Origin of the sequence: Streptomyces sp. OZ13, from assembly GCF_052068155.1 — a bacterium.
Lineage (GTDB): Bacteria > Actinomycetota > Actinomycetes > Streptomycetales > Streptomycetaceae > Streptomyces.
The window spans coordinates 103305-127791 of record NZ_JBQHCZ010000006.1 but is presented as its reverse complement, the minus strand read 5'-3'; the positions used below and the strand labels follow the sequence as shown (position 1 = coordinate 127791).

Here is a 24487-nt window from a genome sequence, read left to right as displayed (position 1 = left end):
ACGGTCCCATCGTGAGCCGCTCCGGGCTGTGCGCCCGCACAGCACGTTGCCGGTGGCGGTAGTCCGCCACCGGCAACGTCATGTCGTCCGGGTGGAGCCGGCTCCCGATGGGTCAGGAGGTGTGCGGGCAGTTGCCCCGGTACTCCTCGATGGTCAGGCTGGGCCGCGGCAGCGGGCAGAGGAACTGCTCGTACCGGGTGTCGTTGTCGATGAACCGCTTCAGCCACGAAATGCTGTACTTCGCGATCGTGGTGTTGCTGGTGTTCGGGGTGAAGTGGTTGGCGTTGTTGAGCTCCAGGTACGCCTTGTCGAGCGACGCCGGCAGCGACTGGTAGAACGGCTCCGAGTGCGAGGAGACGGAGGCGACGGTGTCACCGTCGGCGCCGATCACCATGGTGGGGGTGCGCAGTTCGGGCCAGGTCTTGTCCGTGTTCCAGCCGGTCAGCGGGATCGCCGCCTGCAGCGAGGGACGGGTCTTGGCGGCCTCGAGCGTGCCGCCGCCGCCCATGGAGTGGCCCATGACCCCGAGCCGGGTGCTGTCGATCCGGCCGCGGACCGAGCTGCGCTGGGTCAGGTAGTCGAGCGCGGCGAGGAGTTGGTCGCCCCGGCTGCCGGGCTGGTCGTAGATGCTGTTGGTGTCGATGGTGAAGACCACGAAGCCCTGGGAGGCGAGCCGCGGACCGAGCCACGCGATGGACGACTCGTAGGCGGTGAAGCCGGGCGAGATGGCGACGGCCCCGAACGTGCCGTCCGCGGTGGACGTCGGGTAGTAGATGGTGCCGCCGCCGAAGCCCGTGACGGCCAGCGAGGAGACGGACGTCTCGGAGACGGAGTACGGGCCGCGCGAGGCCTCGATGGAGGCGACGGTCGGAGCGGGACCGCGCTCGTACGGGTTGTCGGCGGCCTGGGCCTGCGTGCCGGGCAGGAGGGTGGCGCACAGGGCTGCCGCCGCTGCGGCCGCCGCGCCCAGCAGGGAACGGCGGCGGGTGCGGCTCGTGGGGGTGAGGTGCACGAGGACGGTCCTCTCGGGTCGAGGCGGTTACGCGCCGCAGGACCTGACCCGTCGTCACCAGGAGTCCGCCGTGCCGGTCGCGTACCGCCGTGTTGATGGCGGTACCACCGTCGGGGCCCCGACCCCGGTAGGGCATCGGCAAGTTCACCGGTCTCCTCGCGGACCGGCGTCCGCCGCGGCGGGCCGCGCCCGGCTGGCCCGGCACACAGCGGAAGGGGCCGGCAGGACGTGATGTCCTGCCGGCCCCTTCGGGCTGCGGCGTCTCAGCGGACCGGGTGGCCCGCCTCTCGCAGCGAGTCCTTCACCTGAGAGATCCGCAGATCGCCGAAGTGGAACACGGACGCGGCGAGCACCGCGTCCGCGCCCGCGTCGATCGCCGGCGGGAAGTCGGCGAGCCGGCCCGCTCCGCCGGAGGCGATCACCGGGACCGTGACGTGCCTCCGCACGGCGGCGATCATCTCGGTGTCGTAGCCGTCCTTGGTGCCGTCGGCGTCCATGGAGTTGAGCAGGATCTCCCCGGCGCCCAACTCGGCGGCCTGGTGCGCCCATTCGACGGCGTCCATGCCGGTGCCCTTGCGGCCGCCGTGCGTCGTCACCTCGAACGTGCCGTCCGCGGTGCGCCGTGCGTCGACGGAGAGCACCAGCACCTGGCGGCCGAACCGCTCGGCGATCTCGCGGATCAACTCCGGCCGCGCGATCGCCGCCGTGTTGACGCCGACCTTGTCGGCGCCTGCCCGCAGCAGCTTGTCGACGTCCTCCGCGCTGCGCACGCCGCCGCCGACGGTGAGCGGGATGAACACCTGCTCCGCGGTGCGGCGCACCACGTCGTAGGTGGTCTCCCGGTTACCGGAAGAGGCGGTGATGTCGAGGAAGGTCAACTCGTCGGCGCCCTCGGCGTCGTACAGCTTCGCCATCTCGACGGGGTCGCCCGCGTCGCGCAGGTTCTGGAAGTTGACGCCCTTGACCACCCGGCCGTTGTCGACGTCCAGGCAGGGGATCACCCGTACCGCGAGGGTCATGCGGCACCTCCATCGGTTCCGGTCGGCCGGTACGCCTCGACCTCGACCTCGACGACCAGCGAGGGGTCGACGAAGCCGGAGACCACGAGCATCGACGCGGCCGGCCGGACCTCGCCGAAGATCTCCTTGTGGGCGCGCCCGATGTCTTCGACGTCGCGGGCGTGCGTGATGTACATGCGGGTGCGTACGACGTCACCGGCGCCGAGCCCGAGCTGCTTCAGCGCGTCGATCGCCACGCCGAACGCGGTGACCGTCTGCTCGTACGGGCTGCCCGCGGCTATCTCGCCGTCACGGACCGACGTGCAGCCGGAGACCAGGACGAGGCCGTTCGGCAGTTCGACGGCACGGGAGTAGCCGAAGGCCTCTTCCCAGGGGCCGCCGGAGCCGACCCGGCGCACCGGGCCGGAGCCGGAAGGGGGACCTGCGGTCATGCGGACACCGCCGCGAGGGCCTCTTCCAGGGTGAAGGCCTTGGCGTACAGCGCCTTGCCGACGATGGCGCCCTCGACGCCTTCGGGGACCAGGGAGGCGATGGCCCGCAGGTCGTCGAGCGAGGAGACACCGCCGGAGGCGACGACCGGCTTGTCGGTCGCCGCGCAGACGTTCTTCAGCAGCTCCAGGTTGGGGCCCTGGAGGGTGCCGTCCTTGGCGATGTCGGTGACGACGTAACGGGCGCAGCCCTCGGAGTCGAGGCGGGCGAGGGTCTCGTAGAGGTCGCCTCCGTCGCGGGTCCAGCCACGGCCGCGCAGCGTCGTGCCGCGGACGTCCAGACCGACGGCGATCTTGTCGCCGTGCTCGGCGATGACCTTGGCGACCCACTCGGGGGTCTCCAGTGCCGCGGTGCCCAGATTGACGCGGCGGCAGCCGGTGGCGAGGGCGGCCTCGAGGGAGGCGTCGTCGCGGATGCCGCCGGACAGCTCGACCTTGATGTCCATGGCTCCGGCGACCTCGGCGATCAGTGCCCGGTTGTCGCCGGTGCCGAAGGCGGCGTCGAGGTCGACGAGGTGGAGCCACTCGGCGCCGGCGCGCTGCCAGGTGAGGGCCGCCTCGAGGGGGGAGCCGTACGACGTCTCGGTGCCGGACTCGCCATGGACGAGACGGACGGCCTGGCCGTCGCGGACGTCGACTGCGGGAAGGAGTTCAAGCTTCGGCATCAGAGGGTCTCGATCCAGTTGGTCAGCAGCTGGGCGCCGGCGTCGCCGGACTTCTCGGGGTGGAACTGGGTGGCCCACAGGGCGCCGTTCTCGACGGCGGCGACGAAGGGCTCACCGTGCGTGGCCCAGGTGACCTGGGGCGCGCGGATGGCCGGGTTGGTGACCTCCAGCTCCCACTCGCGCACGGCGTAGGAGTGCACGAAGTAGAACCGGGCGTCGTCGTCCACGCCGGCGAAGAGCTGGCTGGCGGCGGGCGCCTCGACGGTGTTCCAGCCCATGTGGGGCACGATCGGCGCCTTCAGCGGGCCGACGGTGCCGGGCCACTCGTCGAGACCCTCGGTCTCCACGCCGTGCTCGATCCCGCGGGCGAACAGGATCTGCATACCGACGCAGATGCCCATGACGGGGCGTCCGCCGGAGAGCCTGCGGTCGATGATCCATTCGCCGCGGGCCTGCTTGAGGCCGTCCATGCAGGCGGAGAAGGCGCCGACGCCGGGGACGAGCAGTCCGTCGGCGTTCATCGCCTTGTCGTAGTCGCGGGTGATTTCGACGTCGGCCCCGACCCGGGCGAGCGCGCGCTCCGCGGAGCGGACATTGCCGAACCCGTAGTCGAAGACGACGACCTTCTTCTGTGGCGTCGCTGTGGTCATTCCCAGATCCCCTGAATCCGCATGACACCCGCGATCAGGCACATCGCGGACGCTCCGGCGAGCAGCACGACGGTGCCCTTGGGCATCTTCTGCTTGGAGAACGAGTACGCACCGCCGGCGAGGAACAGCCCGACGACGATGAGGATGGTCGAAAGGCCGGTCACAGGGCGCCCTTCGTCGACGGGAGGATGCCGGCCGCGCGGGGGTCGCGCTCGGAGGCGTAGCGCAGGGCGCGGGCGAGCGCCTTGAACTGGCACTCCACGATGTGGTGGGCGTTGCGCCCGTACGGGACGTGGATGTGCAGCGCGATCTGCGCCTGCGCGACGAAGGACTCGAAGATGTGCCGGGTCATCGTCGTGTCGTACGTGCCGATCATCGGCGCCATGTTCTCGGGCTCGGTGTGCACCAGGTACGGGCGGCCCGACAGATCCACGGTGACCTGGGCGAGCGACTCGTCCAGCGGCACGGTGCAGTTGCCGAAGCGGTAGATGCCGACCTTGTCGCCGAGGGCCTGCTTGAAGGCGGCGCCCAGCGCGAGTGCGGTGTCCTCGATGGTGTGGTGCGTGTCGATGTGCAGGTCGCCGTCGGTCTTGACGGTGAGGTCGAACAGACCGTGGCGGCCGAGCTGGTCGAGCATGTGGTCGTAGAAGCCGACGCCGGTGGCGACGTCGACCTTGCCGGTGCCGTCGAGGTTGATCTCGACGACGACCGAGGTCTCCTTGGTGGTGCGCTCGACCCGTCCTACGCGGCCGCTCATCAGTGCTGCTCCTTCTTCAGTGCGCGAACCGCATCGAGGAACGCGTCGTTCTCTTCGGGCGTGCCCGCGGTGACCCGCAGCCGTCCCGGTACACCGTTGTCGCGGACCAGTACGCCCCGGTCGAGGATCCGCTGCCACGCCTTGTGCGCGCCGTCCTCGCCGTCGAACCGGCCGAACTGCACGAAGTTGGCGTCGGAGTCGGTGACCTCGTAGCCGATGGCCCGCAACTCCGTGACCAGGCGGTCCCGCTCGGTCTTCAGCTGCTCGACGTACCCGAGCAGCGTATCGGTGTGCTCCAGCGCGGCCAGGGCGGTGGCCTGGGTGACGGCGGACAGGTGGTACGGCAGGCGCACCAGCTGGACGGCGTCGACCACGGCGGGGTGGGCGGCCAGGTATCCGAGGCGCAGTCCGGCGGCGCCGAAGGCCTTGGACATGGTGCGGGAGATCACCAGGTTGGGGCGGCCCTCGATGAGGGGCAACAGCGACGGCCGGTGGCTGAATTCCACGTACGCCTCGTCGACGACGACCATCGAAGGCTTCGCCGCCTGTGCCGCCTCGTACAGCTCCAGGACCGTCGCGGCGTCGACCGCGGTGCCCGTGGGGTTGTTGGGCGAGGTGATGAACACGACGTCCGGGCGGTGTTCGGCGACGGCCGCGGTGGCGGTGGCGGGGTCGATGGTGAAGTCGTCGCCGCGCGGGCCGGAGATCCAGCCGGTGCCGGTGCCGCGGGAGATCAGGCCGTGCATCGAGTACGACGGCTCGAAGCCCATGGCGATCCGGCCGGGGCCGGCGAAGGCCTGCAGCAGCTGCTGGATGACCTCGTTGGAGCCGTTGGCCGCCCAGACGTTCTCCCGGGCGACCGCGTGGCCGGTCGTACGGGTGAGGTAGCGGGCCAGCTCGGTGCGCAGTTCGACCGCGTCCCTGTCGGGGTAGCGATTGAGCTCCCTGGCCGCGTCGCGCACCCGCTCGGCGATGCGCTCGACGAGCGGCTCGGGCAGCGGGTACGGGTTCTCGTTGGTGTTCAGCCGGACGGGGACGTCGAGCTGGGGAGCACCGTAGGGGGACTTGCCGCGCAGCTCGTCCCGGATGGGGAGTTCGTCCCAGGGGGACACGGGGGTGCTGCCGATGTCGGTCACTGGCCCGGCACCTTCCAGTCGAAGCGGGCCTTGAGGGCGGCGCCGTGTGCCGGCAGGTCCTCGGCCTCGGCGAGCGTCACCACGTGGTGGGTGATCTCCGCGAGCGCGTCCCGGGTGTAGTCCACGATGTGGATGCCGCGCAGGAAGGACTGCACGGACAGGCCGGAGGAGTGGCAGGCGCAGCCGCCGGTCGGCAGGACGTGGTTGGACCCCGCCGCGTAGTCACCCAGGGACACCGGGGCCCAGGGGCCGACGAAGACGGCGCCCGCGTTGCGGACCCGGGCGGCGAGGGCGGCGGCGTCGGCGGTCTGGATCTCCAGGTGCTCCGCGCCGTAGGCGTTGACGACCTCGAGGCCGTCCTTGATGTCGGAGACGAGCACGATCGCGGACTGCCGGCCGCTGAGCGCGGGAACGATCCGGTCCTCGACGTGCTTGGTCGCGGCGATCTGCGGCTCCAGCTCGCGCTCGACCGCTGCCGCCAGCTCCTCCGAGTCCGTGACCAGCACGGCGGCGGCCAGCGGGTCGTGCTCGGCCTGGCTGATCAGGTCGGCGGCGACGTGGACGGGGTCGGCGGTCGCGTCGGCGAGGACGGCGATCTCGGTCGGGCCGGCCTCGGCGTCGATGCCGATCCGGCCGGTGAAGTAGCGCTTGGCGGCGGCGACCCAGATGTTGCCGGGGCCGGTGACCATGTTCGCGGGCGGGCAGGACTCGGTGCCGTACGCGAACATCGCGACGGCCGTGGCACCGCCTGCGGCGTACACCTCGTCGACGCCCAGCAGTGCGCACGCGGCGAGGATCGTCGGGTGCGGCAGGCCGTTGAACTCGGCCTGGGCGGGCGAGGCGAGCGCGATGGACTCGACGCCTGCCTCCTGTGCGGGCACGACGTTCATGATCACGGAGGACGGGTAGACCGATCGGCCGCCGGGGGCGTACAGCCCCACGCGGTCCACCGGTACCCACTTCTCGGTCACCGAGCCGCCGGGCACGACCTGCGTGGTGTGGGACGTGCGGCGCTGGGCGCGGTGGACGAGGCGGGCGCGGCGGATGGACTCCTCCAGGGCCGCACGCACGGCCGGGTCGAGTTCCTCCAGGGCACGGGTCAGCGCCGCGGCCGGCACCCGTACCTGGTCGAGCTTCACGCCGTCGAATTTCTCGGCGAAGTCGATCAGCGCCGCGTCGCCGCGATGATGCACGGCCTCGCAGATCGGCCGCACCTTGTCCAGGGCGGCCGCGACGTCGAAGTCGGCACGGGGCAGCAGGTCGCGCAGAGCGCCACCCTCGGGGAGGGCGTCGCCGCGCAGATCGATTCGAGAGATCACGGAACCAATTCTCTCAGACCGGATCCCACGCTTGTTTCCCGTATCAGTGGCTGATACAGGCCCCACAAGTTGACCATCACCACTAGCGTTCAGGCCGTCACTCAGCGGGAAGAACAGCTGTACGAGCCAACGAAGCGGAGGAGCGGCAGTGACCGAGCCGCTGGACGACGGGCCCCCGGACGGGCTGAGCCCGACCGAGCTCCACATGTGGAACGCCTTCAGAAACGGAAGCACGTACGACCTCAGCGACACCGATCCCCTGCTGAACGATCCCTTCTCCCCCCTGCCCTGGGGTCCCGAGCGCAGCGTCCGGGCGTCGATCGTGGCCAGGCTGCTGCTGAGCGGACCCGCCGCGAGGCCGGGCCGGGTCTGCGCCCTGAAACTGCGCGGCGTCCTGATCACCGGCACGCTCAAGCTGGCCGGCGGCAGCATCTCCCCGTACGTGGAACTGCACGGCTGCCGCTTCGAGAACGAACTTCTGATGCCGGAGGCCCACTTCACGACCGTGCGCATGGTCGGCTGCGCGATCCCGCGCATCGAAGCGGCCAGGCTGCGCACGGAGGGCGATCTGCATCTGCCCCGCTGCCGCGTCGAGCACGGCATCCGGCTCACGGACGCCCAGATCGGCACGGACCTGCTGATCAACCAGATCCATGTGCGGCCGGACCGCCGGGGCCGGGCGATCACCGCGGACGGCCTGTCGGTGGCCCAGGACTTACAGGCCGAACTGATAGAGACCTACGGGGAGTTCAGCCTGCGCGGCGCGAAGGTGGGCGTCTCGCTCAGTCTGCGCGGCAGCCGACTGCGGGCGGCGGCGGAGCGCCGCGCGCTCAACGCCCCCCAGCTCAGCGTGGAACGCACGCTGTACATGACGGGCGCCTGGGTGAGCGTGACCACGGGCAACCAGGGCGCCACTCCCCCGTTCGGCATCGCCGCCTACGGCACACCGGCGCGCGGCTCCCGGCTTCAGCCCTTCGAGTGCCACGGCGGCGTCCGGCTCGACGACGGGCGGTTCGGCGACGCGGTCGACCTCCAGCGGGCCCGGTTCGTGCTGAGCCCGCGCGAGGAGCTGTCGCTGCGCAGGATCGCCACCCCCGAGCTGCGGTTCAACGCGGAGCGCCCCGAGGAGGGGCGGGTCGTGCTGAACGGCGCGAAGGTCGTGACGCTGATCGACCTGGCGGCGAGCTGGCCGGGCCCGGGCGGGCTCGCGATGGGCGGCTTCGTCTACGAGAACCTGGTGCCGTATGAGGAGTTCCCGCTCTCCCGGCGGCTGGAGTGGGTGGCGTCGGCGACCCCCGAGTACTCACCGGAGCCGTACGAGCGGCTGGCGACCGTCCTGCGCAACAGCGGCGAGGACGCGGACGCCCGCGAGGTGCTGCTGGCCAAGAACCGCCGCCGCCGGGAGACGCTGCCGCTGGCGGGGAAGCTGTGGGGATACCTCCAGGACCTCACGGTGGCGTACGGCTACCGGCCCGGCCGGGCGGCCCTGTGGATGGCGGTGCTCTGGGCGGCCGGCGCGATCGCCTTCGCCCAGGTCGCCCCACCGCCCATCAAGCCGGACGAGCATCCCGAGTGGAACCCGGCGCTGTACGCCCTCGATCTGCTCATCCCGGTGATCAATCTCGGCCAGGACGGCCACTGGCGGCTCCAGGGCGGATGGCAATGGGCGGCCGCCGTTCTGGTGCTGCTGGGCTGGATCCTCGCGACCACGGTCGCGGCGGGTGCCTCCCGTCTCCTACGTCGCGGTTGAGTCACTTTCTTTACCGTCTCTTGACTTCGGCCGGGACAACCATTCCGTTGCCACCAAAGCTTCACAGCTGCCCTCTGGCGCGGTGTTCACCTGCGCGTTTTCAATGGTCCGCACCATGTCACTGATCCGCGCCCTGATCCGTACCGCGCGCATGATCCGTCATACGCCACGGCTCACCGACTGCCTCGCCCCTGACGAGGCGGTACTGCTCGACGCCCCCGACGACCGGCTCGGTCCGGCGCTGGTCGCGGCCGCGGTCGGGGAGTACGAACCGGCCGCCAAGCTGCTGGCGACCACACGGGAATCAGCCGAATGGGAGAACCGCGACCGGTACGTCGTCAGGCTCGCGGCATTCGCCAGGAACCGGGACGAATGGCTCGGCGACTGGCTGGGCGCGGCCCCGCGCGACGCCGACGCCCTCGTGGTCAAGGCCGAGCTCGCGGTCCGCAGGGCCTGGGAGTCGCCCGCCCGCAAGGAACAGCTGCGCGAGGTGGGACCGCTGATCGACGCCGCGGCACACGCCGGTCCCGGCGATCCCGTGCCCTGGCGGATCGCGCTCGACCACGCGCGCGGCACCCACGCCACGCACACGGCCTTCGAAGCGCTGTGGGAACAGGCCGTCCGCCGCTCCTCGCACCACTACGGCTGCCATGTCGCGGCGCTCAAATATCTGTCCGCCCAGTGGTACGGCTCGCACCGCGAGTGCTTCGACTTCGCGGAGCAGGCCGCCGCCGACGCGCTCCCCGGCTCGCTGGTGCAGGCCCTGCCGGTACGGGCGGCGTTCGCCCAGCTGCTCGGCGGTGAGGCCAGGACATCGGTGCAGGACGACCGGATCGACGCGGCCGCGGACCTCGCCATCACGCTGTCCCGCGGATACGGGCCCGGCGACCCCTGGCCGGCCGAGGTCCGCAACCTCCTGGCCTACGTGCTGGTGGCACGGGGGCGCTGGGAGGAGGCGCTGAACCAGTTCCGGCTGATCGGCCCGCACGCGACCTCGTTCCCGTGGTCGTCGGTGACCGAGGACCCGCTCGGCCGGTTCCTCCAGGCCAGGGACGACGTACGGATCGAGGTCGCGTCGGCGACGCCGCTGCGTGGACGACGGTGGGCGCCTCCCGCGGCCGCCAGGCTGTAGGGGGAGGACAGGCGCGCCTGCTCGACCATTACTCTTGACCGCTGTGACCACCGCTCGTCTGCCGCTCTTCCCGCTGAACTCGGTTCTGTTCCCGGGCCTTGTGCTGCCACTGAACATTTTCGAGGAGCGTTATCGCGCCATGATGCGCGAACTGCTGAAGACGGACGAGGCGGAGCCCCGGCGCTTCGCCGTGGTCGCCATCCGCGACGGCCGCGAGGTCGCACCCGCCTCACCCGGCATGCCGGACCCGACCGCGGTCGTCGAACGCGGACCCGCCGCCGGCTTCGGCCCCGACCCGATCCAGGCCTTCCACCGGGTGGGCTGCATCGCCGACGCGGCGACCGTCCGCGAACGCGGTGACGGCAGCTTCGAAGTGCTCGCCACCGGCACGACCCGCGTCAAACTGCTGTCGGTCGACGCGAGCGGGCCCTTCCTCACCGCGGAGCTCGAAGAGATCCCGGAGGAGCCGGGCGACGGCGCCGCCGCCCTCGCGGAAGGCGTGCTGCGGGCGTTCCGCAGCTACCAGAAGCGCCTGGCCGGCGCGCGTGAGCGCTCGCTGTCGACGGGAGCGGAACTGCCGGACGAACCGTCTGTCGTCTCCTATCTCGTCGCCGCGGCGGCGGTGCTGGACACGCCCGCGAAGCAGCGGCTGCTCCAGGCGCCGGACACCGCGACACGGCTGCGCGAGGAACTGACACTGCTGCGCGCGGAGACGGCGATGCTGCGGCACCTGCCGTCGCTGCCCGCCGTCGATCTGACGTGGCGGCCCACCAGCCCCAACTGACGCAAGGACACCTGCCTTGGCGAAGAACGCGACGAAGAAGACGAAGAAGCAGCAGTCGGGCGGTACGCCGGCGACGGTCGCGCTCACGGCGGCGGGCACCCCGTTCACCCTGCACGCCTACGACCACGACCCGTCGTCGCCCTCGTACGGCGAGGAGGCCGCGGAAGCGCTGGGCGTCTCCCCCGAGCGGGTCTTCAAGACACTCGTCGCGGACGTGGACGGCGCGCTGACGGTGGCGGTCGTCCCCGTCGCGGGCCAGCTCGATCTGAAGGCGCTGGCGTCGGCCGTCGGCGGCAAGCGGGCGGCGATGGCGGACCCGGCGGCGGCGGAACGCACCACCGGCTACGTCCGCGGCGGCATCTCGCCCCTCGGCCAGCGCAAGCGGCTGCCGACGGTCCTGGACGCGTCGGCGTCGGCGCACGAGACGATCTGCGTGTCGGCGGGGCGCCGCGGCCTGGAGGTCGAACTGTCCCCGACCGACCTGACGTCCCTGACCTCGGCGACCCTGGCGCCGATCGCCCGCGCGTAGCGCTTTTCGGGGCTCCGCCCCACGAACCGGGCTCCGCCCGGACCCGCCACCGCGCTCCGCGCGGTGTTTCGGGGGCTCCTCCCCCTACGCCTGGGCGTGGGGGGAACCCCCACCGGACCCCCGCGCCTCAAACTCCCCCTACGGCCCGGCGGCCGTGGGAGGTGCCCCGGCGTAGCGCGGTACGGGGTCCGGGGCCGGCCCCGGTTCGGGAAGGGGCGGGGAGGGGAGGGGAGGGGAAAACGCTCCGCGCAGCGGCCGCCGCCCGGAGGGAAACGTCACTGCCGGGGCGCAGGCGCCCCCGTCGGTCCCGTCGGCCAGTCCGGCTCCGGGTCCCGCGGCCCGAACAGCGCCGTCAGCCCCAAGTGCACCACCATCGCCGCCACCGGCCACGCCAGCAGCGCCCCCTTCGCCCGCAGGTCCAGGTACGCGTCGAAGGTGACCCCCTCGCCGACCTGGCGCGCGTGCTCCACCACGTCCCGCGAGGGGCCGAACCATACGCCGATGCCCCAGCCCAGCAGGGAGCCGAGCAGCGCGCCGACCGCCAGGGCGACCACCACGGCGATGCCGCCGCGCCTGCGGTAGAGGAAGACGGCCACCGCGGTCAGCACACCGAGGCCGACGCCCAGCAGCAGGAACGTGCCGTCCGCGCCGATCGCCTCCTCGCCTTCGGTGTCCTTGAGGAAGACCGCCTCGTCGTTGGAGACCAGCGGTACCCGCGGCGCGAGCCACAGCCAGAGGAAGCCCAGGGCGATGCCCAGGAGCGTGACGGCCACCAGGACCAGCGCGGAGTCCCGCAGGTCCTTCCGCAGTTCCGCCGCCGACTCGGCCTCGTCCTTCGCCGTGTCGTACGTGTACATCGAGGACGGCCCCGGTCCGATGGGCGGCGACTGCCGTGCGTCGTCGTCCCGGGAAGGCTCGTGCGGCTGGTGCGGCGGCGTCAGAGGTGCGGTCACACCGCCATCGTGCCAGGCCCGCCCGGGTGACGCCTCACCGGACCGCTGCCCGCCGGTAGGCCCACGTCGCGACCGCCAGTGAGACGACGCCGACCGCGGCGCAGACCGCGAGGTCGAGGGCGACGGCGGGCCAGTCCGGGTGGGCGTCGAAGGTCCGGGCCATGGCCTCGACCCCGTACGTGGACGGCAGCAGGTCACGCGCGTAGGAGACCGGTTCCGGCAGCCGGTCGGCCGGCAGGACGCCGAGCAGCAGGGCCGCCGACATGCCGAGCTGCCCGAGCAGCGTGGCCATCTCCTGGCGGGGCGCCAGCAGGCCGAGGGCCGCGCCGAGTCCGGCGAGTGCCGCGCCCGACAGCGGGATGACGGCGGCGAGCACCCACAGATGCGTCAGCGGCAGCTCGAACAGCACACTTCCCGCGACGGCCGTCACCACCGTCCCCGGCACGGTGAAGGAGGCGTACGCGCCCGCCGCGCCGAGCACCACGGCCGCGGGCGGCACCGGCAGCGTGGCGTAGTGGTCGAGGCCGCCTCCGGCGCGCAGCTGGCCGAAGTACTGGGCGAGCAGGTTGAGCGCCACGAAGGCGACGACGAGCACGCTCGCCCCCGCGACGACGGCGCGCGCCTCCGCGCCGCCGTCGACGACGCCCCGCATCAGGACCATGATCCCGACGGACTGGAACGTCGCCACGAACAGCAGGGGAATGCGGGCGACCCGCGCCCGGGACAGCTGCGCCCGGTACACGGCCGCCAGCGCCGGCAGCAGCCGCGCTCTCGGCGCGAGCGGCGCGGCGGTCGTCTCCTCCGCCGGCGTCCGGCGCACGGACACCGCCGCGTCGGATTTGGCGGACACGATGCTCACGCCTTGACCAGCCCCTTCGTCGCGTTCCCCCCGAGTGCCAAGTACACGTCCTCCAGGCTCGGGGTGGCGAGGGTGAAGTCGTCGAGCGCCGCGAAGGCCGCGCCGCCGGTCACCGCGGCGACCGCCGCCCGTGCCTCTTCCGGGGCGAGCCGGAGGACCCAGCGCCGCCCCGATTCCTGCGCGGAGCCGCGCAGCGCGGCGACCTCGGGCACGTCGAGCGGGGCGCGCTCGCGCCACACCAGCTCGACCCGTACCTCGCCGGCGACGTGTTCCTTCAGCCCGGACGGGCTGTCGCAGGCGATGACCCGGCCGCGGTCGAGGACGGCGACCCGGTCGAGCACGGTCTCCGCCTCGATGACGTTGTGGGTGACCAGGAGCACCGTCGCGCCGTGCTCCGCGCGGCGCCGGTCGACCGCGGCCCATACGGCGCGCCGTGCGACGGGGTCCATCCCGGTGGTGGGTTCGTCCAGCACCAGGACCGGCCGCTCGCCCACCAGGGTGGCCGCGAAGCAGGCGAGTCTGCGCTGTCCGCCGGAGAGTTTCTTCAGGGGGCGGCCGGCGAGGCCCGTGAGGCCCAGTTCCTCGAGGACGGCGTCCCGTTCCGCGCGCGCTTCGCGTGCGGCCAGTCCGCGCAGCCGCCCGGTGGTCTCGGCGGCGAGCGCGACGGTCAGTTCGTCGAGCGCGGTTGACTCCTGGCCGAGGTAGCCGATGAGGCGGGCGGCGCGCTCGGGGTGGCGTACGAGGTCGTGGCCGAGGACGTGGACCGTGCCGGCGTCGGGGCGCATCAGGCCGGTGAGCTGTCGCACCAGGGTCGACTTGCCCGCGCCGTTGGGTCCGAGCAGCCCGAAGATCTCGCCGCGCCGCACCTCGAGGCTGATTCCGTCGCTGGCACGCACCTCGGGTGTCCCGGGCGTGCCCCGTCTGCCGCGCGCGGCGGGGTACGTCTTGACCAGATCCCGCACCACGCACACCGTACTCACGAGGTACGAGACTACGGGGTCCGTCCGCCCCGGATGCCCTCGGGCCCCGGCTGCTCACCCGCCGGGCCGTGATCGGCGGCCGTCCGTACGTCGATCTCCCGCCAGAATCCGGCCCGGATCGCGTAGCGGTCGTGCTCGTCGATCTGGTCGTCCTTGTGCGCGAGAAGTCCGAAACGTGCCGCGTAGCGCAGCAGTTCGCCGTCGATGCGGTGCGGGATGCGGGGGTAGAGCGTGGACAGCTTCTGTACGTGGCCGTTCTCCGGCAGCCGTTCCATCCAGCGCCGCGCGAAGACCTGGCCGACCTCGAAGGGATCGCCGCCGACGGTGGTGATGTCCTCCTCGCGGTCGGCCCAGCGCTGTTCGGCGCTGGTGAGCTGGGCAAGGGTGGGCAGTGAGGCCGTCTCCGGAGGTTCGCCCAGCGTTCCGCCGCCGGGCCGTTCGATCCAGCCCCTGTCGGAGGACCAGCGCAGGGTGGCGTTCGGCGGGTGGGGCGCCTGGTTCGAGGCGGCGGGCTGGCCGGGGGCGCGCAGCCCGGCGAGGTCCTTGGGGGTGGGCACGCCGCCCTTGGGGCCGGCCGGGGCGGGTGCGGGCTGCGCGCCGTCCTCGGCCGGCGCGGTCCTGGTGCCGTTGCGTACGGCGTCCTCCGCGCGCTCCGCGGCGGCGGCGACTGCCGACTCGGGCAGCGGCGCGGAGAGGATCGCCGCGATCTCCGGCCGGGGAACCGGCGGCGGGGCGCAGATGCCGGTGAGTTCCTTGGCGCGTACGGCCCGGGTGATCCAGGCCCGGTCGAGGACCCGGCGCTCGTCGGCCTCCGCGACGAGGTCCTCGGACTGGTTGTAGTCGCCGTCCGCGGCCTGCACGGCCCAGAGGTGGACGGCGACCCCGTGTTCCTTCGCGGACATCAGGCCGGGCAGCAGGTCGCCGTCGCCGGTCACGAGGACCACGTCGGAACAGGCCCGGTTCCTGGCAAGTTCGGTGAGCTCCGCGTGCATCGCCGCGTCGACGCCCTTCTGTGCCCAGCGTCCGTCGCTGCGGGTCAGGGCGCCCAGCCGGACGGTCACCCGGGGCATCACCCGCAGCCGCCGGTGCTCGGGTTGCGGGACACGGTCGGGAGCGCCGTCGAACCAGTAGATCCGCAGCAGGGGTTGCCGGGTGTCGGCTTCCGCGAGTTCGCGCAGGCCCTGGATGAGGGACGCGTGGTCGACGGTGATCCGCGATCGTGCGGGCTCTCCGGCGAGAAGGCTGGCAGCGGCGCCCAGCAGATAGCCGGCGTCCACCAGGACGACGCAGCGGTCCACGCGTTCCACCCTCTTTCGGGAGCTCAACGGTGCTTCGAGATCCGGGATTGTTGCGGGTTTCTCTCGAGTCTGCCCGACCACGGGAAGGTTGACGTCCGGAACTCGATCATCGGCGTGGCGGATCGCGCCCGGACACCCGCCCACCGGGGCCGACTACGGTCCGCAATGATCCAAAATGCGGCGGTTTTACGGGTATGTGAGTCTGGTCGCGGCCCTGGCCCCTAAACCCCCACAGGAGGCATCCCATGGCCAAGAACAAGAAGCAGGAACGCACTCAGAGCAAGGCTTCTCCCGCGGAGCGCGGCGCCCAGCAGGCGCGCAGCTCCTCGATGGAGGCCCAGGCCGAGCAGCGGGCTCAGGCGGTCACACCTTCCGACGTGGCTCACAAGGGCCGGCAGAAGCGCTTCGGTCACAACTGACCGATCGGAAGCTGATCGCGTACAACGCCAGAAGGGGCGCTCCCGTGACGACGGGAGCGCCCCTTCTGCGAGCGGGACCTGTCAGCCGGCCAGACAGGACGGGCCGAGCAGCACCTTGAGGTCGCCGAAGAGAGCGGGATCGGGCTGGACACGGTGCCGGTCGAGCCGCAGGACCGTGGTCTTGCGGGGGCCCTGGAGCTTGATCCGTACCTCGGTGTTGCCCTTGTGGTGGCTGAGGATCTCACCGAGGCGGCTGACCATGGGCGGAGTGACCTTGACCGTCGGAATCGTCACCACCACCGGCGCGTTGGTGCCGGCCGACGACAGGTCGGGGACCATCAGCTCCATCGCGACCAGTCGCGGGATGTCCTCGCGCTTGTCGAGGCGGCCCTTGACGAACACGACGGTGTCCTCGACGAGCTGGGTGGAGACGAGCTGGTAGGTCGCCGGGAAGAACATGCACTCGATGGAGCCGGCCAGGTCCTCCACGGTCGCGATCGCCCAGGCGTTGCCCTGCTTGGTCATCTTGCGCTGGAGGCCGGAGATGATGCCGCCGATGGTGACGACCGCGCCGTCCGCGTGCTCCCCGCCGGTGAGCTGGGAGATGGCGGCGTCCGTCTTGTCGGACAGGACGTGCTCGATGCCGAAGAGCGGGTGGTCGGAGACGTAGAGGCCGAGCATCTCGCGCTCCTGCGCCAGGAGGTAGGACTTCTCCCATTCGACGTCGGAGAACTCGACGTCCAGCCCGAAGCCGGGCTCGTCGCTCGCTTCCTCGCCCATGCCGCCGAAGAGGTCGAACTGCCCCTCGGCCTCCTTGCGCTTGACCGCGACCACGTTGTCGATCATCGGCTCGTGGTGGGCGACCAGGCCCTTGCGGGTGTGGCCCATCTCGTCGAACGCGCCGGCCTTGATCAGGGACTCGATGGTGCGCTTGTTGCAGACGACGGCCTCGACCTTGTCGAGGAAGTCCGGGAAGGAGCTGTACTTCCCCTTCGCCTTGCGGGTCTTGATGATCGACTCGACCACGTTCTGGCCGACGTTGCGCACGGCGGTGAGGCCGAAGAGGATCACGTCGTCGCCCTGCGCGGCGAAGTTGGACATGGACTCGTTGACGTTGGGCGGCAGCACCTTGATGCCCATGCGGCGGCACTCGTTCAGATAGACGGCCGACTTGTCCTTGTCGTCCTTGACCGAGGTGAGCAGCGCCGCCATGTACTCGGCGGGGTGGTTGGCCTTGAGGTACGCCGTCCAGTAGGAGACCAGGCCGTACGCGGCGGAGTGCGCCTTGTTGAACGCATAGCCGGCGAAGGGGACCAGCACGTCCCACAGGGCCTGGATGGCCTCGTCGCTGTAGCCCTTCTCACGGGCGCCCTTCTGGAAGAGGACGAAGTTCTTCGCCAGTTCGTCGGGCTTCTTCTTGCCCATCACGCGGCGGAGGATGTCGGCCTCGCCGAGCGAGTACCCGGCGATGATCTGGGCGGCCTTCTGCACCTGCTCCTGATAGACGATCAGGCCGTACGTGACGTCCAGGACCTCCCGGAGGGGCTCCTCCAGCTCCGGGTGGATCGGCGTGATCTCCTGCTGCTTGTTCTTGCGCAGGGCGTAGTTGGTGTGCGAGTTCATGCCCATCGGGCCCGGGCGGTAGAGCGCGGACACGGCGGAGATGTCTTCGAAGTTGTCGGGCTTCATCAGCCGCAGCAGGGAACGCATGGGCCCGCCGTCGAACTGGAAGACGCCGAGGGTGTCACCGCGCTGGAGCAGCTCGAAGGTCTTGGGGTCGTCGAGCGGCAGGGCGAGCATCTCCAGGTCGATGCCCTTGTTGGACTTCACCATCTTGATGGCGTCGTCCATGATCGTGAGGTTGCGCAGACCGAGGAAGTCCATCTTCAGCAGGCCGAGCGACTCGCACTGCGGGTAGTCCCACTGCGTGATGGTCACGCCGTCGGTGTGCCTGACCCACACGGGAACATGCTCGGTGATGGTCTCGCTCGACATGATCACGCCGGCGGCGTGCACGCCCATCTGCCGGACCAGGCCCTCGACACCCTTGGCGGTGTCGATGACCTTCTTCACGTCCGGCTCGTTCTCGTACATGGCGCGGATCTCGCCGGCCTCGCTGTACCGCGGGTGCGAGGGGTCCGTGATGCCGTTGAGGTCGATGCCCTTGCCGAGGACATCGGCGGGCATGGCCTTGGTGAGCCGGTCGCCCATCGCGTACGGGTAGCCCAGCACGCGGGCGGAGTCCTTGATGGCGTTCTTCGCCTTGATCTTGCCGTACGTGCCGATCATGGCGACCTTGTCGGCGCCGTACTTCTCCGTGACGTACCTGATCACTTCGACGCGCCTGCGCTCGTCGAAGTCGATGTCGACATCGGGCATGGAGACGCGCTCGGGGTTGAGGAACCGCTCGAAGATCAGACCGTGCGGGATCGGGTCGAGGTCGGTGATGCCCATCGCGTACGCGACGATCGAGCCCGCCGCGGAACCACGGCCGGGGCCCACCGCGATGCCCTGGTTCTTGGCCCACATGATGAAGTCGGCGACGACGAGGAAGTACCCCGGGAACCCCATCTGGATGATGACGTCCATCTCGTACTCGACCTGCTTCTGGCGGTCCTCCGGGATGCCGCCGGGGAAGCGGCGCTCCATGCCGCGCATGACCTCCTCCTTGAACCACGTCACCTCGGTGTGGCCCTCGGGGATGTCGAACTTGGGCATGAGGTTCTTGGCCTCGAACATGCCCTCCGTGTCGACCTGCTGCGCGACCAGGAGGGTGTTGCGGCAGCCCTCCTGCCAGGCGTCGGAGGAGTCGATCGCGTACATCTCGTCGGTCGACTTCAGGTAGTAGCCGGTGCCGTCGAACCGGAAGCGGTCGGGGTCGGAGAGGTTCTTGCCGGTCTGGATGCACAGCAGCGCGTCGTGGGCGGTGGCCTCGTGCGCGTACGTGTAGTGGGAGTCGTTCGTGACCAGGGGCGGGATGCCGAGCTTCTTGCCGATCTCCAGCAGTCCGTCGCGGACGCGGCGCTCGATCTCGATGCCGTGGTCCATCAGCTCCAGGAAGTACCGGTCCTTGCCGAAGATGTCCTGGTACTCGGAGGCGGACTTCAGGGCCTCGTCGAACTGGCCGAGGCGCAGCCGGGTCTGCAGCTCTCCGGAGGGGCAGCCGGTGGAGGCGATCAGGCCCTCCGACCACTGGGCGATGGTCTCCTTGTCCATACGCGGCCACTTCTGCAGCCAGCCCTCCGCGTAGGCGTCGGAGGAGAGCCGGAACAGGTTGTGCAGGCCGGTGGCGTTCGCCGCCCAGATCGTCTTGTGGGTGTAACCGCCGGAACCGGAGACGTCGTCGCGCTTCTGGTGCGGCTGGCCCCACTGGATCTTGCGCTTGTTGCGCCGGGACTCGGGGGCGACGTACGCCTCGATGCCGATGATCGGCGTGACGCCGGCCTTCTTGGCGGAGTGGAAGAAGTCGTACGCCCCGTGGAGGTTGCCGTGGTCGGACATGGCGATATGGGTCATGCCCATCTCGTTGCACGCCTCGAACATGTCCTTGAGCCGCGCAGCACCGTCCAGCAGCGAGTATTGAGTGTGGACGTGAAGGTGCGTGAAGGGCGGCTTGGTCACGGCGGCGGGCCTCCGGGCTGCGATCTCCTGGGGGTGCGACCCCCAGACCCCCGCTTTGGGGGACAGCGTGGAAGTCTACGTCGCCGCACTGACACCGCGACGGGATTGCCGCGGGGCGCGGCACCTCGACGAGGGGAACGCGACCGGGCTGCGGGCGGGCACTCCTGCGTACCGTCATGCGTTGGACGGGGCGGAAATGCTGTCCCATTTGTCATGTACCAGGAGGCGCTCAGAGATGCCGGTCCCGCAGCCCACCGCCGAACAGCGCGGCGAGGAGATCCTCGCCGTCTTCGACGTCGCCTTCGGCGAGCTCCTGGCCGCCGATCCGGCCGCCTTCCGGGTCAAGTTCCGCAAGATGGCGGCCTCGGCGTTCGCGTTCTACCGGGGCACGGCCTGTCTTTTCTACAACGACATGGAGCGGGAACAGCACGCCGGTCCCTATCTGGACGAGCGGACGAGCCGGGTGTGGATCCACGGCGATCTCCACGCGGAGAACTTCGGCACGTACATGGACGCCAACGGCCGGCTGATCTTCAACGTCAACGACTTCGACGAGGCGTACGTCGGCCCCTTCACCTGGGACCTGAAGCGGCTGGCCGCCTCGCTGGCCCTGATCGGCTACACCAAGGCGCTGAGCGACGAGCGGATCACGGAACTGGTGCGGATCTGCGCGGCCGCCTACCGCGAGCGCATCCACGCCCTGGCGACCGGCGCGAAGGACGACGACGTGCCGCCCTTCACGCTGGACACGGCGGACGGGCCGCTGCTGGGCGCCCTGCGGATGGCGCGCTCGCTGACCCGGTTCTCGCTGCTGGACTCGATGACCGAGATCCGTGACTTCGAGCGCCGGTTCGCGTCCGGCGGCGGCTCCATCGAGCTGGACGCGGCCACCCGGTACAAGGTCCTGGCCGCCTTCGACGGCTATCTGGAGACGCTGCCGGAGTCCAGCCTGACCCGCCCCGACTCCTACCGCGTCAAGGACGTCGTGGGCCGGCGCGGCATCGGTATCGGCTCGGCCGGCCTGCCCTCGTACAACATCCTGCTGGAGGGCAACAGCGACGCCCTGGAGAACGACGTCGTGATCTACATGAAGCAGGCCCAGACCCCGGCGGTCTCCCGGCACATCACCGACCCGCAGGTCCGTGAGTACTTCCAGCACGAGGGGCACCGCACGGTCATCTCGCAGCGCGCCCTCCAGGACCACGCCGACCCGTGGCTGGGATGGACGGAGCTGGACGGCTCCGGACAGCTGGTGGCGGAGGTCTCGCCGTACGCGGTGGATCTCGACTGGTCGGACATCGACGACCTGGAGGAGATCGCCGCCGTCGTCGCCGACCTCGGCCGTGCGACGGCGACCATGCACGCCGCCGCCGACGACGAGAGCGGCCACTCCCTGGTGCCGTTCTCCACCGAGCGGGCCATCGACGCGGCGATCGCCGCGGACGAGGAGGGCTTCGGCGACCTGCTCGTGGACTTCGCGCACCGCTACGGCGCGAGGGCGCGGGCCGACCACCAGATCTTCGTCGACCTGTTCCGCAACGGCCGGATCCCGGGCCTGTAGGCGCGGGCGCCCGGCCGGAGGTCTTCGCGCGCTCCTCTTTTAAGAGGCTCTTAAGGAACACATGGCACACTCGGCGGCGATGGACATGTCCGGGACGCGGCTCAGGGGGCTGCGGGCAGCGATCTTCACGGCACTGGTCGTGACGCTGTCCGCCGCCTCCCATGTGCTGCTCTCCCGCGCCCCGCTTCCGCTGTCCACCGTCGCCGCCCTCGCCGCAGCCGTGTTCGCCGCGGCCTTCGCGCTGTCGGGCCGTGAGCGCGGGTTCTGGCGCATAGCAGGGCTGCTGATCCCGCTGGAGCTGGCCGCGGACACGGTCTTCACCACCGGCCAGCATGTCTGTTACGGCCCCGCGGGCGGACCGGTCGCCGGTTCGCTGCGCGCCGTGGGGTTCGACGTGCTGTGCGGCGGCGAGGTCGGCTCGGCGCTGCCGGGCACGGCGCTGCCCGGGGACGAGCAGGGCCTCGCGGCACTGCTGAGCAGCCCCGACCCGGCGCAGCCGTGGCTGCTGCTGGCCGCCCACGTATGCGTCGGCCTGCTGGCCGCGGCCTGGCTGCGGCGCGGTGAGGCCGCGCTCGCAGCTCTGGTGCGGGTGGTCGGCGCCGTCGCCTTCCGGCCGCTGCTTCTGGCGGTGGCGGCGGTGCATGCCCCCGGCCCCGCGCGACCGGAGTCACGTCCTGGCCGGTACCTGCCTCGCTCTTCCCGCACCCGTCTGCTGGTGCACTCCGTGGGACGGAGGGGACCACCCGTTCCAGTCGCGCTCAGCGCCTGAACCGGAGATCCCCCTTTTACGTCCCCGCACGACCCCACACGGAGTGAATCATCATGAGCAAGCGCAACACCCAGGCCAACAAGGCGGCGGCCCGCGAGCGGCTGCGCCAGGAGCGCGAGCGGCAGGCCAAGAAGGACAAGGTCCGCCGGCAGCTCGTCGTCATAGGCTCGGGCATCGCGGTGCTCGCCGTCGCCGGCGGTATCGGCTTCGGCATCATGCAGGCGAACAAGCCCGGCCACTGGGAGTCGGTGGCCAAGGAGTCGAACGTCACCGCGCCGAAGAACACCTCCGGCGAGAACGGGACGACCGTCGTCGTCGGCAAGGACAGCGCGAAGAAGACCCTGGAGCTTTACGAGGACTCGCGCTGCCCGGTCTGCGCGACCTTCGAGCAGGCGGTCGGCGAGACGGTCGACAAGGACGTCGAGGCCGGCAAGTACAAGGTCAAGTACATCGGTGCCACCTTCATCGACGACGCCACCAACGGCGAGGGCTCCAAGAACGCGCTGAGCGCGCTCGGCGCCGCGCTGAACGTGAGCCCCGACGCCTTCCTCGCCTACAAGTCGGCGCTGTACTCGGCCGAGTTCCACCCCGAGGAGAGCGACGACAAGTTCGCCAAGGACTCCTACCTCCTCGAGGTCGCCGATTCGGTGCCCGCGCTCAAGAGCAACGCGGAGTTCAAGAAGAACGTCGAGGACGGGACGTTCGACGCCTGGGCGATGAAGATGTCGGAGACGTTCGACAAGAGCGGCGTAACCGGCACGCCGACGCTGAAGATGGACGGCAAGAAGGTCACCGCGGAGGGCAGCGACAACGCGCCCATGACGGTGGAGGAGTTCGGCACGGCGATCGACAAGGCGCTGGCGGGCTGATCCCCGCCCTCCCGGGAGCCGTCGGCGGTCCGGAGGGCGACAGGCCGGTTTACCGCTCCGGATGGGCGGGCGAACTTTTTCCGTTCGCCCGCCCATTCGACGTACTGATCAGTAGTCTGATCGGCCGTGACCAGTCGATCTTCCTCAACTCCCAGTCGCCGCACGGTCGTCAAGGCCGCTGCCGCCACCGCTGTCGCCGCACCCGTTCTCGCGGCCACCGCCTCCCCCGCCGTCGCGGCGGACCAGGCTCCCGTATTCCTCCACGGCGTCGCCTCCGGCGACCCGCTGCCCGACGGCGTGCTGCTGTGGACCCGCGTGACTCCGAGCGCGGACGCCCTGCCCGGTTCCGGCAGGGGCGCCGACACCGAGGTGGTCTGGGAGGTCGCCGAGGACCGGGGCTTCACGCAGGTCGCCGCCCGCGGCACCACCGTCTCGAAGGCGGTCTCCGACCACACCGTCAAGGTGGATGTGCGCGGTCTGCGTCCGGGAACCTCCTACTGGTACCGCTTCACCGCCGGCGGCGCGGTCTCCCCCGTGGGCCGGACCCGTACCGCTCCCGCCATGGACGCGGCCACGCCGGGTGTGCGTTTCGGCGTGGTGTCGTGCGCCAACTGGGAGGCCGGCTGGTTCTCCGCGTACCGGCACCTGGCGGCCCGCGGCGACCTCGACGCGGTCCTGCATCTCGGCGACTACATCTACGAGTACGCCGCCGGCGGCTATCCGGCCGAGGAGTACGGCGTACGCAAGCATGCGCCGCTGCACGAGATCGTGACGCTCACCGACTACCGGCTGCGGCACGCCACCTACAAGACGGACGCCGACCTCCAGGCGCTGCACGCCGCGCACCCGCTGATAGCGATATGGGACGACCACGAGCTGGCCAACGACGCCTGGTCGGGCGGCGCGGAGAACCACACGCCCGGCGCCGAGGGCGAGTGGGCGGCCCGCGTCGCGGCGGCCAAGCAGGCGTACTTCGAGTGGATGCCGGTGCGCACGTCCACCGAGGGCACCGTCTACCGGCGGCTGCGCTTCGGCAAGCTCGCGGATCTGCATCTGCTGGACCTGCGTTCGTTCCGCTCGCAGCAGTCGGGCATCGGCAACGGCGATGTGGACGACCCCGACCGCACGCTCACCGGCCGGGCACAGCTGGACTGGCTGAAGTCCGGCCTCGCCGCCTCCGACGCCTCGTGGCAGCTGGTCGGCACGTCGGTGATGATCTCGCCGGTCGCCTTCGGTTCGCTTCCCGCGCATCTGCTGGAGCCGATAGCCGAGTTGATGGGCCTGCCCAAGGAGGGGCTGGCCGTCAACGTGGACCAGTGGGACGGTTACACGGACGACCGCAAGGAGCTGCTGGCCCACCTGACGCGGCACGACATCGAGAACACCGTCTTCCTCACCGGCGACATCCACATGGCGTGGGCGAACGACGTCCCGGTCAGGGCGGCGACGTATCCGCTCTCGGCGTCCGCGGCGACCGAGTTCGTCGTGACGTCGGTGAGCTCGGACAACCTGGACGACATCCTCCATGTCGCGCCGGGGACCGTCTCGTTGGTCGCGTCCGCTGCGGTGCGCGCCGCCAACCGCCATGTGAAGTGGGTCGACATGGACGCGCACGGCTACGGCGTGCTAGACGTGACCGCCGAGCGCTCGCAGATGGACTACTACACGATCTCCGACCGGACGAAGCAGGACGCGTCGTCCTCGTGGTCCCGCTCCTACCGGACGCTCAGTGGAACGCAGAAGGTCGAGCGGGTGAACCAGCCCGTGCGCTAGGGGCGATTTCCAGCCACACGGCGGCACGTTAACGGGAGATCACAACATCACGACGGGTGGCGTGATCCGCACCATCAATGCGGACACACCACCCGTCGTCGTCACTGCATTCGTTACGTGCGGATCTCAAACCCCGGACACGGC

The 24487-nt window shown here is 70.8% G+C and carries 23 protein-coding genes; 9 read left to right on the top strand and 14 right to left on the bottom strand.

Annotated features, from left to right (window positions below; all coding sequences use genetic code 11):
• Positions 1–112: 112 nt before the first annotated feature.
• From bdeA to hisD, 9 genes are all read right to left on the bottom strand, one after another.
• Positions 113–1012, bottom strand: a complete 900-nt coding sequence (gene bdeA / locus ACTMTU_RS17125) for a bis(hydroxyethyl) terephthalate hydrolase (protein WP_441264331.1) — start codon at positions 1010–1012, stop codon at positions 113–115.
• A 263-nt stretch (positions 1013–1275) separates the two neighbouring features.
• Entirely contained in the window at positions 1276–2031 is a 756-nt protein-coding gene (hisF, locus tag ACTMTU_RS17120; RefSeq protein ID WP_441264330.1) for an imidazole glycerol phosphate synthase subunit HisF, read from the bottom strand.
• Positions 2028–2462: a RidA family protein gene (locus ACTMTU_RS17115; protein ID WP_441264329.1), complete on the bottom strand. Its 435-nt coding sequence runs from the start codon at positions 2460–2462 to the stop codon at positions 2028–2030. Before ACTMTU_RS17115 ends, hisF begins: the two co-directional genes overlap by 4 nt.
• The gene (priA, locus tag ACTMTU_RS17110; RefSeq protein WP_005318757.1) at positions 2459–3184 is read right to left on the bottom strand and encodes a bifunctional 1-(5-phosphoribosyl)-5-((5-phosphoribosylamino)methylideneamino)imidazole-4-carboxamide isomerase/phosphoribosylanthranilate isomerase PriA; all 726 of its coding nucleotides are present in this window, start codon (positions 3182–3184) and stop codon (positions 2459–2461) included. Before priA ends, ACTMTU_RS17115 begins: the two co-directional genes overlap by 4 nt.
• Positions 3184–3834, bottom strand: coding sequence for an imidazole glycerol phosphate synthase subunit HisH (gene hisH / locus ACTMTU_RS17105; protein WP_441264328.1), 651 nt, complete (start codon positions 3832–3834; stop codon positions 3184–3186). Before hisH ends, priA begins: the two co-directional genes overlap by 1 nt.
• Positions 3831–3998: a hypothetical protein gene (locus ACTMTU_RS17100; protein WP_167306871.1), complete on the bottom strand. Its 168-nt coding sequence runs from the start codon at positions 3996–3998 to the stop codon at positions 3831–3833. The genes hisH and ACTMTU_RS17100 overlap by 4 nt, the downstream gene beginning before the upstream one ends.
• Positions 3995–4591, bottom strand: a complete 597-nt coding sequence (hisB, locus tag ACTMTU_RS17095; RefSeq protein ID WP_005318751.1) for an imidazoleglycerol-phosphate dehydratase HisB — start codon at positions 4589–4591, stop codon at positions 3995–3997. Before hisB ends, ACTMTU_RS17100 begins: the two co-directional genes overlap by 4 nt.
• Positions 4591–5727, bottom strand: a complete 1137-nt coding sequence (locus ACTMTU_RS17090) for a histidinol-phosphate transaminase (RefSeq protein ID WP_441264327.1) — start codon at positions 5725–5727, stop codon at positions 4591–4593. The genes hisB and ACTMTU_RS17090 overlap by 1 nt, the downstream gene beginning before the upstream one ends.
• Positions 5724–7046, bottom strand: a complete 1323-nt coding sequence (hisD, locus tag ACTMTU_RS17085) for a histidinol dehydrogenase (RefSeq protein WP_441264326.1) — start codon at positions 7044–7046, stop codon at positions 5724–5726. The genes ACTMTU_RS17090 and hisD overlap by 4 nt, the downstream gene beginning before the upstream one ends.
• Positions 7047–7194: 148 nt before the next feature.
• On the opposite strand from hisD, the gene ACTMTU_RS17080 reads away from it, so the two are divergent.
• The 4 genes from ACTMTU_RS17080 (at position 7195) to ybaK (ending at position 11241) form a co-directional block, all read left to right on the top strand.
• Positions 7195–8796: an oxidoreductase gene (locus tag ACTMTU_RS17080; RefSeq protein ID WP_441264325.1), complete on the top strand. Its 1602-nt coding sequence runs from the start codon at positions 7195–7197 to the stop codon at positions 8794–8796.
• A gap of 103 nt (positions 8797–8899) precedes the next feature.
• Complete coding sequence (locus ACTMTU_RS17075) at positions 8900–9928, top strand: hypothetical protein (protein ID WP_441264324.1); 1029 nt, start codon at positions 8900–8902, stop codon at positions 9926–9928.
• Positions 9929–9971: 43 nt separating this feature from the next.
• Positions 9972–10712 (top strand): LON peptidase substrate-binding domain-containing protein, encoded by a 741-nt coding sequence (locus ACTMTU_RS17070; protein WP_441264323.1) that lies wholly within the window; start codon positions 9972–9974, stop codon positions 10710–10712.
• Between the two features lie 16 nt (positions 10713–10728).
• Positions 10729–11241: a Cys-tRNA(Pro) deacylase gene (ybaK, locus tag ACTMTU_RS17065; protein WP_441264322.1), complete on the top strand. Its 513-nt coding sequence runs from the start codon at positions 10729–10731 to the stop codon at positions 11239–11241.
• Between the two features lie 275 nt (positions 11242–11516).
• Here the strand turns inward: ybaK and ACTMTU_RS17060 are convergent, their stop codons facing one another.
• Genes ACTMTU_RS17060 through ACTMTU_RS17045 form a run of 4 tightly spaced genes read right to left on the bottom strand, consistent with a single transcriptional unit; the run spans position 11517 to position 15340 of the window.
• Positions 11517–12194: an ABC transporter permease gene (locus ACTMTU_RS17060; protein ID WP_441264321.1), complete on the bottom strand. Its 678-nt coding sequence runs from the start codon at positions 12192–12194 to the stop codon at positions 11517–11519.
• 34 nt (positions 12195–12228) lie between these two features.
• On the bottom strand, positions 12229–13044 hold the full coding sequence (locus ACTMTU_RS17055; RefSeq protein WP_441264465.1) for an ABC transporter permease: 816 nt from the start codon (positions 13042–13044) through the stop codon (positions 12229–12231).
• A gap of 5 nt (positions 13045–13049) precedes the next feature.
• Entirely contained in the window at positions 13050–14015 is a 966-nt protein-coding gene (locus tag ACTMTU_RS17050; RefSeq protein ID WP_356624748.1) for an ABC transporter ATP-binding protein, read from the bottom strand.
• Between the two features lie 29 nt (positions 14016–14044).
• Positions 14045–15340: an NYN domain-containing protein gene (locus tag ACTMTU_RS17045; protein ID WP_441264320.1), complete on the bottom strand. Its 1296-nt coding sequence runs from the start codon at positions 15338–15340 to the stop codon at positions 14045–14047.
• A gap of 236 nt (positions 15341–15576) precedes the next feature.
• Here ACTMTU_RS17045 and ACTMTU_RS17040 point away from each other — a divergent pair, with 236 nt between their 5' ends.
• The gene (locus ACTMTU_RS17040) at positions 15577–15750 is read left to right on the top strand and encodes a hypothetical protein (protein ID WP_182327616.1); all 174 of its coding nucleotides are present in this window, start codon (positions 15577–15579) and stop codon (positions 15748–15750) included.
• 81 nt (positions 15751–15831) lie between these two features.
• Here the strand turns inward: ACTMTU_RS17040 and dnaE are convergent, their stop codons facing one another.
• A complete protein-coding gene (gene dnaE / locus ACTMTU_RS17035; protein ID WP_441264319.1) occupies positions 15832–19371 on the bottom strand; it encodes a DNA polymerase III subunit alpha in 3540 nt (1179 codons plus the stop codon).
• 235 nt (positions 19372–19606) lie between these two features.
• On the opposite strand from dnaE, the gene ACTMTU_RS17030 reads away from it, so the two are divergent.
• From ACTMTU_RS17030 to ACTMTU_RS17015, 4 genes are all read left to right on the top strand, one after another.
• Positions 19607–20932, top strand: coding sequence for a DUF2252 domain-containing protein (locus ACTMTU_RS17030; protein WP_441264318.1), 1326 nt, complete (start codon positions 19607–19609; stop codon positions 20930–20932).
• A gap of 79 nt (positions 20933–21011) precedes the next feature.
• Positions 21012–21701, top strand: a complete 690-nt coding sequence (locus tag ACTMTU_RS17025; protein WP_441264464.1) for a hypothetical protein — start codon at positions 21012–21014, stop codon at positions 21699–21701.
• Between the two features lie 53 nt (positions 21702–21754).
• On the top strand, positions 21755–22570 hold the full coding sequence (locus ACTMTU_RS17020; RefSeq protein ID WP_441264317.1) for a DsbA family protein: 816 nt from the start codon (positions 21755–21757) through the stop codon (positions 22568–22570).
• A gap of 126 nt (positions 22571–22696) precedes the next feature.
• Positions 22697–24343, top strand: a complete 1647-nt coding sequence (locus tag ACTMTU_RS17015; protein ID WP_441264316.1) for an alkaline phosphatase D family protein — start codon at positions 22697–22699, stop codon at positions 24341–24343.
• Positions 24344–24487: the final 144 nt, after the last annotated feature.

What these genes read in the sequence shown, in the direction of transcription:
- ACTMTU_RS17020 (WP_441264317.1), top strand. Translation starts at nt 21,755, where the DNA reads ATGAGCAAGCGCAACACCCAGGCCAACAAGGCGGCGGCCCGCGAGCGG.
- hisF (WP_441264330.1), bottom strand. Translation starts at nt 2,031, where the DNA reads ATGACCCTCGCGGTACGGGTGATCCCCTGCCTGGACGTCGACAACGGC.
- ACTMTU_RS17115 (WP_441264329.1), bottom strand. Translation starts at nt 2,462, where the DNA reads ATGACCGCAGGTCCCCCTTCCGGCTCCGGCCCGGTGCGCCGGGTCGGC.
- ACTMTU_RS17075 (WP_441264324.1), top strand. Translation starts at nt 8,900, where the DNA reads ATGGTCCGCACCATGTCACTGATCCGCGCCCTGATCCGTACCGCGCGC.
- ACTMTU_RS17040 (WP_182327616.1), top strand. Translation starts at nt 15,577, where the DNA reads ATGGCCAAGAACAAGAAGCAGGAACGCACTCAGAGCAAGGCTTCTCCC.
- ACTMTU_RS17025 (WP_441264464.1), top strand. Translation starts at nt 21,012, where the DNA reads ATGGACATGTCCGGGACGCGGCTCAGGGGGCTGCGGGCAGCGATCTTC.
- hisH (WP_441264328.1), bottom strand. Translation starts at nt 3,834, where the DNA reads ATGACCACAGCGACGCCACAGAAGAAGGTCGTCGTCTTCGACTACGGG.
- ACTMTU_RS17030 (WP_441264318.1), top strand. Translation starts at nt 19,607, where the DNA reads ATGCCGGTCCCGCAGCCCACCGCCGAACAGCGCGGCGAGGAGATCCTC.
- priA (WP_005318757.1), bottom strand. Translation starts at nt 3,184, where the DNA reads ATGCCGAAGCTTGAACTCCTTCCCGCAGTCGACGTCCGCGACGGCCAG.
- hisB (WP_005318751.1), bottom strand. Translation starts at nt 4,591, where the DNA reads ATGAGCGGCCGCGTAGGACGGGTCGAGCGCACCACCAAGGAGACCTCG.